The sequence below is a fragment of the Shewanella sp. GXUN23E genome (assembly GCF_050865035.1).
Lineage (GTDB): Bacteria > Pseudomonadota > Gammaproteobacteria > Enterobacterales > Shewanellaceae > Shewanella.
In genome coordinates this window covers 91,410-107,262 of record NZ_JBOZWP010000005.1, presented here as the reverse complement: position 1 = coordinate 107,262, position 15,853 = coordinate 91,410, and the positions used below count along the sequence as shown (strand labels likewise).

Below are 15,853 nucleotides of genomic sequence, written 5' to 3'. Positions count from 1 at the left end.
AGAAGCCCGGTTATTGGCCTTCATCTCCAGCATATTGAGCGGCCCGGCTGCGTAAAATGCTACTTTGTGATGAATTCGGTCGTCTTTATTTCTATGGCAATGGTGCCATTTCCCTGATTTTGTGCACGTTTGCGCCGTTTATCGCCATAGCGGTCCACCACGCAGCGACGGCTGTCATCTATGATGGTCAAACAGTCCAGGCACTGAATACACTCGTTATAGTCGATCCGGCCATCGGCGCTGATAGCATCAATATGACAGGCTTTCCGGCATAGCTGGCAGGGATTGCCACACTCAGGGCGGCGCCTGAGCCAGGAGAACAGCCGCAAGCGTCCCAGCAGCGCCAGTCCGGCCCCCAATGGACACAGGTAGCGGCAATAGAACTTGTGCACAAACAGCCCCAGCAGCAGTAGAGCAGTGGCATACAGGACAAACGGCCAGTGGCGGACGAAATTCATGGTCACCGCGGTTTTAAAAGGCTCCACTTCGGCCAGCGTCTCCGCCAGCGACAGGCTGTAAAACCCACAGATCAGTAACAGCAACAACAGCGGATACTTGATGAGCTGCAGGCGTCTGTGCAGCGTCTCCGCAGGCCGCCACTGGGGCAATCTGAAATGCTGCGCCAGCCATCCCAGCAACTCCTGCATGGCGCCAAAGGGGCACAGCCAGCCGCAAAACAGTCCCCGCCCCCACAGAAACAGACTGACAAACACAAAACTCCAGAGCACAAAGATGATGGGATCGAGCAGGAAGACCTGAATATCAAACCCCTTCCACAGCGACAGCGCCAGGGTGTAGATGTTCACCACAGACAACTGCCCCTGGGCATAGAAGCCGATAAAACCGATGACAAACAGCAGCGCCGCCAGCCTGACTCGGGGCAGATACCGGCCATAACGCGGTGACAGAGCGCGCTGGCAGGCAAACAGCGCTGTGAGCAGCAGCAAATATGCCAGCAGCAGTGCAATTTCCCCCATGCGGGCGCGCCAGAGCGTCCGCCACAGCGGCTCAGGCTTGACGGCCGCGGGCGGCGGCACTGTCATGGCAGCAGGCAATTCAAAGCGCTGACTCAGCACCTCAGGACGAGGCAGCAAAGGATTGTTTGATAAGTTGAGGGTTATCTGCCAAGTCATGGGCGCGCCCGGGTTAAAGCCGCTGCGGCCCTGAATTTTCAGCACCCGGATATCCCGGTAGGCAGGCACATCCGCGGCCAGCGAGGGGGAATAAAAACTGTAAAAATCGATATCCCGCAGATCCACCGCAACATCATGTTGCAGCAGTCCAAGACGACTGGGTGAGGTGCCGGCAACAAAATCCTCGCCCACAAAACTGACCGCCCCGCGCGACAGCATCATCACCGCCAGTTCTCCCTCCGCCAGCTCGCCGGCAAGGCGCTGGTACTCAGCCTCACCCAGCAGATTGCGGCCAATCAGGGGGCTGGAAACAAACAACCCGGTTATGTCGATAAAGGCATCCGCTGGCAGCCCTTCAGAGGTTTTTGCATCCTCAACTGCCTTGGCATCCACATTGAGCTCAGCGCTGTTTTGCGCCTGCAGATAGGCACCAAGCCGCTCACCGGGCACATTCAGCTGCCTGGCGGCCTCATCCAGACTCAACTGCCAGTGAAATACCGCGCCCTGCTTTACCAGCTGCTCAAAACTTGCCGGGGAGTAGTTGTCCTGATTGAGCGTGGCAACCTGACCATCACCAAAGCCATCCAGGCGGGCGCGGGCCACCTTGGCTGCGGCGGTGAGCAGGGTGTCATTAATCACCATCACAGACACAGTTGCCTTGGTGATGCCATCCAGATAGACAGTGCGGCCATCGGCCATCTTTTCCCCATGGCTGCCGATGATAAATCGCTGTTTGATCTCCTGCCCCAGATACTGGGCGACAAAGGCCAGCATGGGCTCTTCCCCCAGGCCATGCAGGAAAATCGGTTCATGGTGGCGCACCACTTCAACCCCACGGATCACCCCCTGCATATCCAGGCCGATACGCAGATTGATGGTTTCACCGGAAAAGCCGGGAAAATTCACCAGCTCATCAGACTCAAACACGAAGCCGAGCAATTCATTGAGCTGATAAACCGGGGTCAGCCCCATCTCATCGACGGACTGAATGCGAGTCGCAGTGGGGAAAAATGGCAGCACCTCAGGTCCCGCTTCCAGCCACTGGGCCAGCAGCGGCAGGGGCAGCAAACTGCACAGCAGCAGTAAGATGGCGTTGAGGATGAGGCGCATGGTGTGAAGCTCAGCCAACAGGCCGGCACCGGCCGACCTGTGACTGGCGTGTGACCGCTTAGAAGAAGCCCAGTGGTGATGGGTTGTAGCTCACCAGCAGGTTCTTGGTTTGTTGATAGTGATTGAGCATCATGCGGTGGTTTTCACGGCCGATACCTGACTTCTTGTAGCCACCGAATGCCGCATGGGCCGGATACAGGTGATAACAGTTGGTCCACACCCGCCCCGCTTCAATGCCACGACCGACGCGATAGGCACGGTTCATATCACGGGTCCACAGACCGGCGCCCAGACCATAGATGCTGTCGTTGGCAATCGCCAGCGCTTCAGCTTCCGTCTTGAAAGTGGTGATCCCCACCACAGGGCCGAAAATCTCCTCCTGAAACACCCGCATATTGTTCTCGCCCTTAAGCAGGGTCGGCTGGATATAAAAACCTTCCTCCAGTCCGTTGCCGGCACTGCCTTTGGCGCCACCAATCAATACCTCGGCCCCCTCTTTGCGGCCAATATCGATGTAAGACAGGATCTTGTCATACTGCTCACGACTGACCTGAGCCCCCACCTGACTGTCGGTATCCAGCGGGTTGCCCTGCTTGACGGTTTGCACCCGGGCGATCAGCTTCTGCACAAACTTTTCATAAATTGACTCGTGCACCAGAATGCGCGATGGACAGGTACAGACTTCGCCCTGGTTGAGAAACGCCAGCGCCGCCCCTTCCAGACACTTGTCCAGATACTCATCCTCATAGTTGAAGATATCCTCAAAGAAGATATTGGGGGACTTGCCACCCAGCTCCACGGTAGCCGGGATCATGTTGGCCGCCGCCTCTTTCAGCACTATGCCGCCCACTTCACTGGAACCGGTAAAGGCCAGCTTGGCGATCCGCCTGGAGCTGGCCAGCGGCGCCCCCACCTCGGCGCCCATGCCGTGCACTACGTTGAGCACTCCAGGAGGCAGCAGATCGCCCACCAGCTCAAGGAACAGGCAAATAGACAGGGGCGTCTGCTCGGCTGGCTTGAGCACAATACAGTTACCTGTGGCCAGCGCCGGCGGTATTTTCCAGGCCGACATCAGCAGCGGGAAGTTCCAGGGAATGATCTGCCCCACTACGCCCAGCGGCTCGTTAAAGTGATAGGCCACAGTGTCATTGTCAATCTGGCTGTGGGCGTTTTCCTGGGCGCGGATACAACCGGCGAAATAGCGGTAATGATCAATGGCCAGAGGCAGATCGGCCGCCAGGGTTTCGCGGATACACTTACCGTTATCCCAGGTTTCGGCCAGCGCAAAACGCTCCAGATTGGCTTCCAGCCGATCGGCAATTTTCAGCAGAATATTGGAGCGTTCAGTCACTGAAGTGGCTGCCCAGGCAGTCTTGGCGGCGTGCGCGGCATCCAGCGCCTTGTCGATATCGGCGGCGGTGGAGCGGGGCACTTCACAAATAAAATCGCCGTTGACCGGAGAGTGATTTTTAAAATAGCGGCCTTCGGCAGGCGGCGTCCACTGGCCGTTAATATAGTTCTCATAACGGGTTTTGAAACAGACGTTGGACTCTGGGGTCCCGGGTTGCGCGTAGATCATGATTCCACCTCTTTGTGTTTATCCAAATGGCCACCCTCCGGGGGGAAAGCGACGCTGATTGCATGCACTCAGGGTCGCTGCCGTTTCAGGTACCTTCCCAAGGCCATGACTCATTCTAGACAGAGCCCCGAAGCCGACTCTATTGGCCGTTGGGTGAGAAAATTTCATACTTTTGGAGGGAATGACGCCGGTCTGACACAAGTCAGCCTTCAAGACAAAAATCGCCTATTTGATGAGTATTTGAAGTAAAAAACCCGCCTAGGGCGGGCTTATGGTGATACCTGTCCAAGGTTGGCTACTGTTTTGGCAGTTTAAAGGTCCAGACTGTGCCGCCCTGGTTGAAATCTTTCACCCGCTTGGCCACATCACCGCCCCACAGGGGAACTGCCCCACCCCAGCCGGACAATACGCTGACGTACTGCTCGCCATCCATGGTCCAGGTGATGGGACTGCCGACTATGCCGGAGCCGGTATTGAACTTGTACACCAGCTCGCCGGTTTTATCGTCAAATGCCAGCAGGTAGCCCTCAGGGTTGCCGGTAAACACCAGACCGCCAGCCGTAGTCAGCACACCGCCCCACAGCGGCGCATAGTTTTTGTATTCCCAGACGATATTGCCAGTTTTGGGATCGATAGCCCGCAGCACACCGACATAGTCATCATTGATGGTTTTGATGGTAAAGCCAGCCCCCAGATAAGCCGCGCCACGCTTGTAGGCGGTTGGCTCGTTCCAGATATCCATCTCCCACTCGTTGGACGGCACATAGAAGAGGCCGGTTTTCTGGCTGTACGCCATGGGCATCCAGTTTTTTCCGCCAAGGAAAGAGGGCGCCGCTACCACGGTATTGCCCTGCTTGCCATCTTTGGAGTCGGTCGGACTGCCGGGGCGATTTTCAGGGACATACACAGGACGGCCATTTTCATCCAGGCCGCTGGCCCAGGAGATCTTATCCACAAAGGGGAAACCACGGATGAACTTGCCATTGGTTCGGTCCAGCACATAGAAGAAACCATTGCGGTCGGCAGTAGCGGCGGCTTTCACCGGCTTGCCCTTATCCTGATAGTCAAAGGCAATCAGTTCATTCACGCCATCGAAATCCCAGCCATCGTGTGGCGTGGTCTGGAAATGCCAGACAATCTCGCCGGTATCCGGGTCCAGCGCCAGGCGTGAGGAGGAGAACAGGTTGTCGCCGGGACGCATATGGGAGTTCCAGGGCGCCGGGTTACCTGTGCCGAAGAACAGCAGATCGGTATCCGCATCATAGGTGCCACCCAGCCAGGGCGCGGCGCCGCCGGACTGCCACAGATCCGCCGGCCAGGTCTTACCCGGTGCGCCACCTGAGATGCCGGTTTCCACCTGTTTGCCATCCTTCCACATGTAGCCCATGTGGCCTTCAACAGTAGGCCGCTCCCATACCAGCTCGCCGGTTTTGGCATCATAGGCCCGCACTTTACCGACAATCCCGAATTCGCCACCCGACACCCCGGTGATCACCTTGCCCTTCACCACTATGGGCGCAGCGGTAATCGAGTAACCGCCTTTGTAATCTTCAACTTTTTTCTTCCAGCGCACATTGCCGGTTTTGGCGTCCAGCGCCACCAGCTTGGCATCCAGAGTGCCGAAGATCACCAGATCGTCATACAAGGCCACGCCACGGTTAATCACGTCACAGCAGGGCATGATGCCATCGGGCAGGCGGGCGTCGTACTGCCAGATCTCATCACCGGTGCGGGCATCAACGGCGTATACCCGGGAATAGGAACCGGTCAGATACATAACGCCGTCTTTCACCAGTGGCTGGGATTCCTGGCCGCGCTGCTTCTCACCGCCCAGCGAGAAAGCCCACACCGGGCGCAGCTCTTTGACGTTGTCCCGGTTCAGCGTATCGATATTGCTGTAGCGCTGGGCCTGTAATCCCAGGCCATAGGTCAGCACATCCTCAGGGGTGTTCTGGTCGTTGAGCAGATCTTTGTCCGTGACACCAGCGGCCATCGTACCGGCTGTGGCCAGCGACAACAGCAGCCAGATCGCCTTGTTATATGACTTCATAATCGAACCTCATATTGTTATCGTTTCTCAATGTCGACGCCTGATGCTGCTCAACTCCGGCCTGTCTGATAATCCATGCTAAGAACCCGGTTGCTGAATGGGTATTGCCCGGTCGGCAGGGAAAGCTCATTCATTGGCACTCATCCTAAAGCATGAATTCAGCCACCCGAAGCCACTGCGCTCGCTGTGGCTTCGGGTGGCAGATAGCGCGGCGGCATCTGATAGCTGAAGCCGTTGGCACTGGCCCAGGCCGCCATCCGGCCATCGCGGATGCACTCGAGCATGATGTCCTCCAGCGCATAGGCCAGTTGCCGATAGTCGTCCTTGACTGCCATCCCCAACTCCCAGGTTTGTTTGCCAAACAGCGGATAGTGGCGCTGGGCCAGTACCGCCTTGCCACCCTGACGCTGGTTCAGCCACTGGATCTGGCTGTACATGCCCATCACGGCATCCACTTCGCCCTGGGTCATGGCGGCATAAGCCTGGCTGATATCGTGATAGCTGCGGGTATGGTCGCGCAGGCGACCGCCAAACGCTGAGGTGAGAAAAAACTGCGGCGCGGAGTCTATCTCCACGCCGATATTGTGGTACTGAAACACCGCCATGGTTGGCACATCCTCGATTTTGTCGGGGTTGTAGGCCAACTGCCAGCGCTCCTCATGATAGGGACCGAACATGTGTACCAGCTCATGGGCCAGATGCCCTGTGTCATCCCGCTGCTGGGCATAGGCTCTGTCATAGGGAATGCGCAGCATCACATCGGCCTTGATGCGACTGCCGTCAGTGGTATTGAGATTGCTGCCCTTCCACAGGTATTGGCGCAGGTCATCACCGGTATTTTCCCCGGCCGTGGCCCAGAGGATCTCAAGCTTCACCCCAAGCCCGGTGGCCAGCGCGCCGGCCAGTTCCACATCCATGCCTTTGGCTTGGCCCTTTTCCAGCCAGGAATAGGGAGGAAAGTCCCGGTACAGGGCGACCTTGAGTACGCCACTGTCGATGACCTCGTCATAATTGCGCGCCTGCACCCAAGCGGGAGATAACAGCAGACACAGCAGCCCGGCTGCCAGCCAAAGCCCGTGTTTCATGGCAACCCCGCTTATTCCGCCTGAGGTTGCGGGGCAACCGACTCCAGCCAGGTGCGGATGGCCCACAGGGCTTCCTGATTCAGATGCTCAGTCATTTTTGGCATATACACAGCGCCATTGCGCACCGCGCCATTCTGCACCCGGTAGACATACCATTCATCGCCATCAATATCGGCTGCCAGCAGGCGCAAGTCCGGGGCAATACCGCCGGAAATGCCCTCCAGTCCATGACAGCGGGCGCAGTTCTGGTTATAGGCTGAGGCGCCGATCCGCAGGATCTCCAGCCGCACATCCCCACCCTGCTCGCGGTAAGGGTTGGTCTCGTTCCACTCTTCCCCCAGGGCAGGCAGGCTGCTGGTGTCTATGGACTGTGGCGTGACATTGCCATGGGCCAGGGCATATCCCCCCAGCAGCAAACCGGTTAAGGCCAGCGGGGTGATAATAAGGCGGGTAAGGGCTGCTTTCATCGTTGTATTTCTCTGCACTGTGAACTTGTTGCCAGTGTAGAAAACCCGAGCAGCCGACCCAATGATACCAAAGCGGGTGAGCGTCTCATCCTTTAGGCGGAAAAGCCTCATTCCCGACCGGGCGGCGTTTGAACTCCACCAATCCAATCAATAGAGTAGAACCACACCTATGACCTAAGGAGCCGCCCCTGCCATGCCGTTTGCAAGCCGACCCATCGCTATGTTGTCCTGCCGCATTGGGGTGTTTGCCTGCCGCATTGGGGTGTTGCTCTGGGCCTGCTGGCCACTGGTTGCCAGCCATGCCGAGGCACAGGCCAGCGCCGGTGAGCTGCCAACGGAGACCGGCATCGAGCTGCAACTGGGGATATTGCAGCAGCCGGCAGAAATTGTCTCTGCCGTGCCTGATTACCTCAGACCCGCCGGGGATGAAGGACTGGCCGGCGCGCTGCAGGCTGTGGCTGACAGCAATCGCACCGGCAAATTTCTGCGCCAGCACATCACACTGCATACGGCTCAGCTGAGCGTTCCAGCACTGCAAAGCGACCCGGCGCAGCTCATCAGTCAGGCGCAAGCCTGGGTTGCCGCCGGCAGCCACATTCTGCTGGTCGATCTATCCACCGCCAATCTGCAGGCGCTGCGAAAGCAACTGCCAGAGTATGTACTGCTGATCAATATCGGCAATCGTGACGATAGCCTGCGACGGCAACTGTGCCTGCCCAACACCCTACATACCCGCGCCAGCTACAGTATGCAAACCGATGCCCTGGCCCAGTGGATGCGCAGCCGGCGCCTGAGCAAAGTGCTGCTTGTCAGCGGCAGCAGCCCACAGGATGCGGCCTATGCCGATGCCGTGAAACACAGCATCAGCAAGTTTGGCCATAAACTGGTTGAACAAAAAGTGTGGCAATTTGAGACGGATCTGCGCCGGGTGGCGGGCACTGAGCTGCAGGCTTTTACCCGCACGGATGACTATGATCTGGTGTGGGTGGCCGACACTGCCAATCTGTTCGGGCAACTGCTGCCCTACAACACTCATCTGCCGCGCCCGGTTATTGGCACCCATGGCATGCTGGCCGCCGAATGGAGCGGCGTGATTGAAGCCTGGGGCGCAGTGCAGCTGCAAAACCGCTTCCGCGCTCAGTTCAACCGGGCCATGACAGATAAAGACTTTGCCGCCTGGATTGCAGTGCGCGCCCTGAGTGAAGCCCTGATCCAAAGCCGCAGCGCTGAGGTAACGACCTTGCGCACGCGTATGCTGGCACCGGACTTCTCCGTTGCCGGATACATGGGACGCAAACTGAGTTTTCGCCCCTGGAATGGCCAGCTGCGCCAGCCCATCCCTTTGTTTCACCAGCAGGCGCTGGTTGCCTCCGCGCCGCTGGACGGATTTCTGCACCCCAGCAATGAGATGGACACCCTGGGCGCCGATCGGCGGGAAAGCCGCTGCCAACTGAGTTCAACGGAGTAATGCCATGCACCGTCTTTCTATGGTTAAGCTGTTGTCTTGTCTGTGTTTGTTCTGCAGCTCTTTGCAGGCGCAGCATGCCTATGTCAGCAATGAAAAGGATGACACCATCAGCGTCATCGACATGGGCACGCTGGAGGTGGTGGAGACCTGGCAGGTGGGCTCGCGGCCAAGGGGCATCATACTGAGCAAAGATGGCAAACAGCTGTACCTGTGTGCCAGCGAGTCCGACACCATACAAATTCTCGATCGGGCCAGCGGCAGGATAGTCGGCGAGTTACCCTCAGGCGAAGATCCTGAGCAGTTTATTCTGCATCCCAATGGTGACTGGTTATACGCCGCCAACGAGGATGATGCGCTGCTGACGGTGATCGACATTCCCGGCAGAAAGGTAGTCACCCAGATTGATGTCGGCCTTGAGCCGGAAGGGGTGGGGATCAGTCCGGATGGCCATACCCTGATTGTCACCTCAGAAACCTCCAACATGGCCCACTGGATTGATACCCTCAGCAATGACAACATCCACAACACCCTGGTGGATGCCCGTCCCAGAGACGCCAAGTTCACCACGGACGGCAAGCAGCTGTGGGTCAGCTCTGAGATTGGCGGCACTGTGTCTGTCATCGATACCGCCAGTCAGCAAATCATCAAAACCATCGCCTTTGCCCCCAAAGGGGTGCATGCCGATAAAGTGCAGCCTGTAGGCGTCCGCCTTACCGATGATGGCAAATATGCCTTTGTGGCACTGGGCCCGGCCAACCATGTAGCAGTAGTGGATCAGCAAACTCTGGAGGTATTGGACTATCTGCTGGTAGGCAGGCGGGTGTGGCAGCTGTCGCTGAGTCCGGATCAGCAAAAGCTGATCACCACCAACGGTGTCAGCGGTGATGTGTCGGTGATCGACGTGCCCTCACTCAAGGTGATCAAATCTATCCGGGTCGGTCGCTATCCCTGGGGCGTGGTCATTGCCGATGACTGATGCCGCTTTGGTTGAAGTCAGCAAGCTGACTTTTTGCTATCACACCCGCGCGGCGCTGACTGACGTCAGCTTTCGCCTGCAACCGGGCATCACTATGCTGCTGGGGCCCAACGGTGCCGGCAAATCCACCCTGTTTGCGCTGCTGACCCAGATGTACCGCCTGCAGCAGGGGCATATCCTGTTTGCAGGAAGGCCACTCAATGAGCTTGGGTATCGCGCCAATGCCCGCCTGGGCGTGGTGTTTCAGCAGCAGACGCTGGATATGGATCTGAGTATCCGGCAAAACCTGTGTTACTTCGGCGCACTGCACGGCCTCAACCACCGCCAAAGTCTGGAGCAGGCCGCGCCGCTGCTGGCCACCTTTGCCCTGACTGAGCGGCTGGATGACAAAGTACGCACGCTCAATACCGGCCACCGACGCCGGCTGGAGATCGTCCGGGCACTGATGCACCGGCCCGCCATTTTACTGCTGGACGAACCCAGTGTCGGCCTGGATCCCGGCAGTCGCCGGGAGCTGATTGCCACAGTACGCCAATACTGCGCCGCGCATCAGGTGTGTGTGCTGTGGGCTACCCATCTGCTGGATGAGCCGCAAACCGGCGATCAGCTGCTGTTGCTGCATCAGGGCCGGTTGCTGGCGCAGGGACAGTGCGCTGAACTCCTGAGCCGCTATGGCGCAGACACTGTGGCGCAGCTGTTCAGCCAGCTGATGGAGCGAGCGCAATGAACTACTGGCAGGGATTTGTCGGCATATGTCAGCGTGAACTGCTCAAGCTGTGGAGTCAGAAATCCCGCTTTCTCAGTGCGCTGGTGCGCCCTTTGCTGTGGCTGGTGGTGTTTGCCGCCGGTTTCCGGGCGGCGCTGGGCATCGCCATCATTGAGCCTTACGAGACTTACATCAATTACGAGGAGTACATATTGCCGGGACTGTGTGCCATGGTGCTGCTGTTCAATGGCATGCAAAGCTCGCTGTCCATCGTTTACGATCGGGAAATGGGCAGCATGAAAGTGCTGCTGACCAGTCCTTTGCCCCGCAGTTTTGTGTTACTGGCCAAAGTGCTGGCGGTGGCGCTCATTTCCCTGCTGCAGGCGCTGGCCTTGCTGGGATTTGCCTGGTGCTATGGCATTGAGCTGACGTTGACCGGCTATCTGTACGCCCTGCCCGCCATGCTGCTCACGGCGTTGATGCTGGGGATGCTTGGGCTGATTATCGGCGCCTGGGTGAAACAGCTGGAGAACTTCGCCGGGGTGATGAATTTTGTCATCTTCCCCATGTTTTTCCTGTCCTCCGCCCTGTATCCCCTGTGGAAAATGCAGGAAGCCAACGACTGGCTGTATCTTATCTGCCGCTATAACCCCTTCACCTACGGCACTGAGCTTATTCGCTTTGCCCTGTATAACGAGCTCAATCTGCCCGCGCTGCTGGTGGTGCTGGGGTGCACGCTGTCCTTCAGTCTGGTGGCCGTGGTCAGTTTTCGTCCCGAGCGTCGTTTCCACTGAACTATCAGCTTCAAATCTATCTCAATATATTGAGCTCAATGATATTTTTAATATTGGATCTGACTAATATCCATTGAATATAAAAATCAGGCAGCTTTTTCGGAATATTTTGTTTACAGGCGGATATATTTCACATAAATGTACTTTGGCATTCCGGATAAGTCATTGAGAATAATAAGACTCAAAACAAATAACATAAATTGATGGATCTCGACTAATTACCCGTAGATAATTTGCGTATAAAATATATAAATAACCCGAGCCAGGAATGGCTGATTGTTTTGAGGTTTTATGCTGCATATTAAAGACAAGAGTTTGTTCAGTCTTAAAATTTTGAGTTTTGAATATATCAAATTAAAGCTCGAAAACCCGGGACAACAGGAAATCACCCAGTCCCCGAGATACCGTAACGAAGCGTATTCCTATCAGGTACTCTCCCGGGTCGCTGACATCGACGATTGCTTCGAGCAAATCAAGTCACCTTCATCATCACCGGACACGCCAGCGGCGGACTCAGGCTATCTGCAGCTGATAGACCGCTGCTACCTTATGGTCGGCGCGGCTATTGGTCTGGAAGATGACAAGCTGCAGCCGGGGCTATCACGGGACCATATCAAAACGGCACTGCAGCAATATCCTCAGGCGATCATTTCCAGGCTGCAAAAAATTGAAAGTGTGGCAACCAACTGTGGTCATCTGAATCCAACAAAAGACTTTATTGTACAGCCAGTTAAACCGATTAATAAACGTGGTAAACAAGAGCATTCACCCGGCTGCTGCATTAATGAATTACACCGTTCAGTCGCTGATTTACAATTCAGCTTACAGGATGTATTTTCAATGAAATTACAACGACTTCATTAATATCACTGACAATATATTCAGGCGACTTATTATTAAGTAAAAACTGAAGCAATAGAATTACTGTAATTCTATTTACGGAATCCACATAATATTTATTTAAATATCCTTGGTGATTAAAAACTTAGCTTAAATCCAACAAATATACGGCGGGGCGCTCCCGGCCCGACAAAACGGACATCATCAAAACCGGGATAGAGGTTGCCCAACACCTCATCAGACTCACCATAGACACCAAAGGTCTCAAAACGGCGATTAAACAGATTATCGATACCGGCATACAGGCCGATGTTGTCATTGAGCTGATAAGCGGCACGCAGATCAACCAGACCAAACCCGGGCAGACGGTCGTTTTCATTGGCTTCATCACCACGGTAAAACTGACTGCTTTGCATGCGCATATCCAGCCCGAGCAACCAATCGTCCAGCTGCCACTCCAACCCCAACCTGGCACTGTGCCTGGGCAATCCGGGAATGCGGTCACCTTTGGCGACCAGGCGATGACCGCCCTGCGGATTGTTGGGACTGAAAGATACAAAAGGACTCTGGAAAGTGGCGTCCAGATAGCTGTATGTCAGACTCAGCCGCCATTGCCCCCACGACTGACTGAAAACCGTCTCCAGTCCCTGACGCAGGGTATTCCCGACATTGGCAAAGTAGCCTTCTGACGCCAAAGCACCGGCTTGCTGAAAAATAATGTCATCCCGGTTCATGGCGTGAAACCACACCAGCTCTGCCCCGAAGGCAGTGTCATTGTATGCCAGAGCCAACTCCCAGGTGTCAGTGACGACCTGCCTGAGCGGAGGATCGGACACAAAGCCATTGGGCAATTTACAGGGCGCATCCGGGTCTGCGCAGCTGAGTTCTACCGGTGTAGGCGCTCTGCTGGATTGCGCCCAGGAAGCACTGAGTGAGGCTTGCTCCATAAATTGCCAGATCAGGCCTGCCGATGGGCTCAAGTGGTTAAAATCATGGTCCCCGTCCAATGTGGTGCCATCTTCCCCGGGCGCCAAATCTATCATCTCGATATTGGTAAAGTCGTACCTTGCCGCTGTCGTCAGTTGCAGGTTATCCCTCAGCGCCAGGCTACCGGCAATAAAGCCATAGTATTGGGTTCGATTACTATCCAGACGCACAATTGAACCTTCGTCATACAGTCCCACCCCGGAGGTGGATCTTGGTGACCCCACTTCCTCATTCATCAACTCTGCGAACTCAGTATCTGAGCTAAAATCGATATCCGCCCAACTTGCACCGGCACCCAATACCCACTGACCGGGGAAGCTGCCACGCTCCAGATCGAGTACCAGCTGAGCCGATATCCCGCCGGATTTTTGCGCGGTTCGAGAGGTATTGTTCAGGCCATCCAGAGCGTCAGCTTCCAGCCCCAACTTATCCAGGTCGACCTCCAACTCTTTGCCATTGCGATCGACAAACTCCACCGGCTCATCGTCTTCATCGCACAGGGTCTCTTCACCATCGACTTCACACTCCTCAAAATCACTGTCGTCACCATTAAGTGTATTGGTCTCTGAGTCCCGGTAGTACAGATTCAAATCCAATGACAGGTTGGACGCCAGTTGAATATCCCCGGCCAGAGAGGCAAACCAGTGGTCGTTTTCGGTTTGGTCAGGGTGGGTATACACGGCGGAGCGACCTTCAAGCGCCATTAAATCGTATGGCACGGCACCATTACCTATCAAATCACTGCGACTGGTTGCCGCCAGCAGATCCCACCTACTGCTTTCACCCGCTTTCCAGGTCAGATTGGTCAACAACTGAGTCACTTCGGTAGGGGAGAAATCCCGCCAGCCATCTTCTTCATAGCGACTGATCACGGCATAGTAACCAAGTTCTCCTGAGTTACCGCCGCTCTCAACCGTACCTTGCCACATGCCATGACTGCCGCCGCGAATATCCAGCACATTATCCTGGAAGCTGAAGCCGTCTTTGATATCAAGCACCAAAGCTCCGCCCAGAGTGTTCTGGCCGAATATCGGATTGGAGCCTGAATATAAACTCAATGTCTGCACGGCTTCCAGCGGAATAAGGTCCCAATTGAGAGTGTCACCGAAAGGTTCGTTAAAACGCACGCCATTAACATACACAGACATTCCCTGAGGCAACCCCAGCAAGGGCGACAGGGTAAATCCCCGATACTGCAGATCCAGCTGAAACGGATTGTTCTGCACGTCATTGACGGTTACCCCGGCAACATGGCTGTTCAAAAACTGCCCGGCATGGGATTTCAGGCTGCGCGCTATCTCCGTCGCAGCGGCGCGCTGAACAGTACCTGCGTAATGCTTGTCGCTCGACTCATCCCCGTGACCAATGACGGTGATAACCTCAATGCCACCGTCGCTGCCCAGACTCTCCGCCGGGCAGAGCAGGCAAACTCCGGCCAGCAACAGGCAGAAGCTCGATGGAATGCGAATAAAGGGTTGAGTCACCTGGCCTCCGAAGTACAGTCGCCATATCCGGCCACATGGCCAACTGTTTCTCAGGCTAGGTAAAACATCCAGAGGATTGAATTGGGAAAAAGATGGGAAAAAATCCTACTTTGTAACGAAAACAGCGAGGTAGCTGCCGTTTCAGTCGTCGGCGCTGCCGAAATCCAGACTGCCATTAAGTTCGTTTCTTTGCTGTTGCAATTGATCTTTCTGCGCCTTGAGAATAGCCAACTGCCGACTGCGACGGCGGCGCTTGCACAGACGAATGACTTCCAGTTTCTTGGCATCAGACAACTGCTGCCAATGAAACCGTTCGTCACGACTGCGCATACAACCCAGGCAATAACCCCGGTTGTCCGTGGTACAGATCCCCAGACAGGGACTGGGAATATCAAAAAAGCCCAACTGCTCCATGATGATTCTTCAACGGAAGGTGAATTACTCCCTATGTATAACACCTGACAGCAGTTTTAAACAGGCAACACTCTGATTTCACTTGTCAGCAACAGCGCAATAAACCTATTCTGGGGCTTATCCCATGCCACGCCTCAGTTTTGGAGAAGCATATGAATCCCAGCCGTATTATTGCCCTGCTGTTTGGTACTTTGCTGTTAGCTGCATGCGCAGGTACGCCACCGCGAACTGACTACAATGTCGACTTTAATTTCAGCAAGCTGGAAAACTTCACCATGCTGCCCGCCCCCATTACCGATGATCCCATCAGTGCCGAGCGGATCAGCAATCAGATCAGCCGGGATCTGACATCCAAAGGCTTTAAAGATTACCCCAGAGCACCTGACTTTCTGGTGGGTTTTGATCTCGCCACCCAGGACAAACCCAAGGACTCCAACGTCTCGATAGGACTTGGCACCGGTACCTGGGGCAGCAATGGCGGCATCAGTCTGGGCACGGCAGTGGATCTGCCCACAGGCAAAGATACCAAGGAGCAGATTATTGATATCCGTATTTATGATCCCAGCCGCCGCCTGATCTGGCGTGGTACCGACAGCTACGACTTCAGCAGTGGCGGCGATAAAAAAGCGCAGGCGGCACAAAAAGCCGTGGCGAATATCCTCGCGCAGTTCCCTCCCCAGCCAGCCAAGCAATAGCTGGCGCAGCGTGCGCTCAGCGAAGCAGCTACAGGTCACTTATCAGCCCGCCAGTGCGGGCTGAT

At 55.8% G+C, this 15,853-nt stretch carries 13 protein-coding genes; 6 read left to right on the top strand and 7 right to left on the bottom strand.

The window, feature by feature from the left end; genetic code table 11:
* Positions 1–59: 59 nt before the first annotated feature.
* The 5 genes from ACRRUX_RS06825 to pedF all read right to left on the bottom strand — a co-directional run bounded on the left by ACRRUX_RS06825 (position 60) and on the right by pedF (position 7,424).
* Entirely contained in the window at positions 60–2,261 is a 2,202-nt protein-coding gene (locus ACRRUX_RS06825) for a 4Fe-4S binding protein (RefSeq protein ID WP_432528529.1), read from the bottom strand.
* Positions 2,262–2,301: 40 nt separating this feature from the next.
* Positions 2,302–3,822 carry an acetaldehyde dehydrogenase ExaC gene (gene exaC / locus ACRRUX_RS06820; protein WP_432528527.1) on the bottom strand — a complete coding sequence of 507 codons (1,521 nt, stop codon included), beginning with the start codon at positions 3,820–3,822 and terminating at the stop codon, positions 2,302–2,304.
* Positions 3,823–4,117: 295 nt separating this feature from the next.
* Positions 4,118–5,815, bottom strand: a complete 1,698-nt coding sequence (locus ACRRUX_RS06815; RefSeq protein WP_432528767.1) for a PQQ-dependent methanol/ethanol family dehydrogenase — start codon at positions 5,813–5,815, stop codon at positions 4,118–4,120.
* 215 nt (positions 5,816–6,030) lie between these two features.
* Positions 6,031–6,957 carry a substrate-binding periplasmic protein gene (locus ACRRUX_RS06810; protein ID WP_432528525.1) on the bottom strand — a complete coding sequence of 309 codons (927 nt, stop codon included), beginning with the start codon at positions 6,955–6,957 and terminating at the stop codon, positions 6,031–6,033.
* Positions 6,958–6,968: 11 nt separating this feature from the next.
* Complete coding sequence (pedF, locus tag ACRRUX_RS06805; protein ID WP_432528523.1) at positions 6,969–7,424, bottom strand: cytochrome c-550 PedF; 456 nt, start codon at positions 7,422–7,424, stop codon at positions 6,969–6,971.
* A gap of 193 nt (positions 7,425–7,617) precedes the next feature.
* Between pedF and ACRRUX_RS06800 the strand changes: the two genes are divergently transcribed.
* The 5 genes from ACRRUX_RS06800 (at position 7,618) to ACRRUX_RS06780 (ending at position 12,232) form a co-directional block, all read left to right on the top strand.
* Positions 7,618–8,892, top strand: coding sequence for an ABC transporter substrate-binding protein (locus tag ACRRUX_RS06800; RefSeq protein ID WP_432528521.1), 1,275 nt, complete (start codon positions 7,618–7,620; stop codon positions 8,890–8,892).
* Positions 8,893–8,911: 19 nt separating this feature from the next.
* Positions 8,912–9,868 (top strand): YVTN family beta-propeller repeat protein, encoded by a 957-nt coding sequence (locus tag ACRRUX_RS06795; protein WP_432528765.1) that lies wholly within the window; start codon positions 8,912–8,914, stop codon positions 9,866–9,868.
* Positions 9,861–10,595: an ATP-binding cassette domain-containing protein gene (locus tag ACRRUX_RS06790; protein WP_432528519.1), complete on the top strand. Its 735-nt coding sequence runs from the start codon at positions 9,861–9,863 to the stop codon at positions 10,593–10,595. The genes ACRRUX_RS06795 and ACRRUX_RS06790 overlap by 8 nt, the downstream gene beginning before the upstream one ends.
* A complete protein-coding gene (locus ACRRUX_RS06785; protein WP_432528517.1) occupies positions 10,592–11,368 on the top strand; it encodes an ABC transporter permease in 777 nt (258 codons plus the stop codon). The genes ACRRUX_RS06790 and ACRRUX_RS06785 overlap by 4 nt, the downstream gene beginning before the upstream one ends.
* Before the next feature lie 291 nt (positions 11,369–11,659).
* Complete coding sequence (locus ACRRUX_RS06780; RefSeq protein WP_432528515.1) at positions 11,660–12,232, top strand: hypothetical protein; 573 nt, start codon at positions 11,660–11,662, stop codon at positions 12,230–12,232.
* A gap of 113 nt (positions 12,233–12,345) precedes the next feature.
* Here the strand turns inward: ACRRUX_RS06780 and ACRRUX_RS06775 are convergent, their stop codons facing one another.
* A complete protein-coding gene (locus tag ACRRUX_RS06775; protein ID WP_432528513.1) occupies positions 12,346–14,679 on the bottom strand; it encodes a TonB-dependent receptor in 2,334 nt (777 codons plus the stop codon).
* A 141-nt stretch (positions 14,680–14,820) separates the two neighbouring features.
* Positions 14,821–15,093, bottom strand: coding sequence for a DUF1289 domain-containing protein (locus ACRRUX_RS06770; protein WP_432528511.1), 273 nt, complete (start codon positions 15,091–15,093; stop codon positions 14,821–14,823).
* 152 nt (positions 15,094–15,245) lie between these two features.
* Between ACRRUX_RS06770 and ACRRUX_RS06765 the strand changes: the two genes are divergently transcribed.
* Complete coding sequence (locus tag ACRRUX_RS06765; RefSeq protein ID WP_432528509.1) at positions 15,246–15,788, top strand: DUF4136 domain-containing protein; 543 nt, start codon at positions 15,246–15,248, stop codon at positions 15,786–15,788.
* The last annotated feature ends 65 nt before the right edge of the window (positions 15,789–15,853 follow it).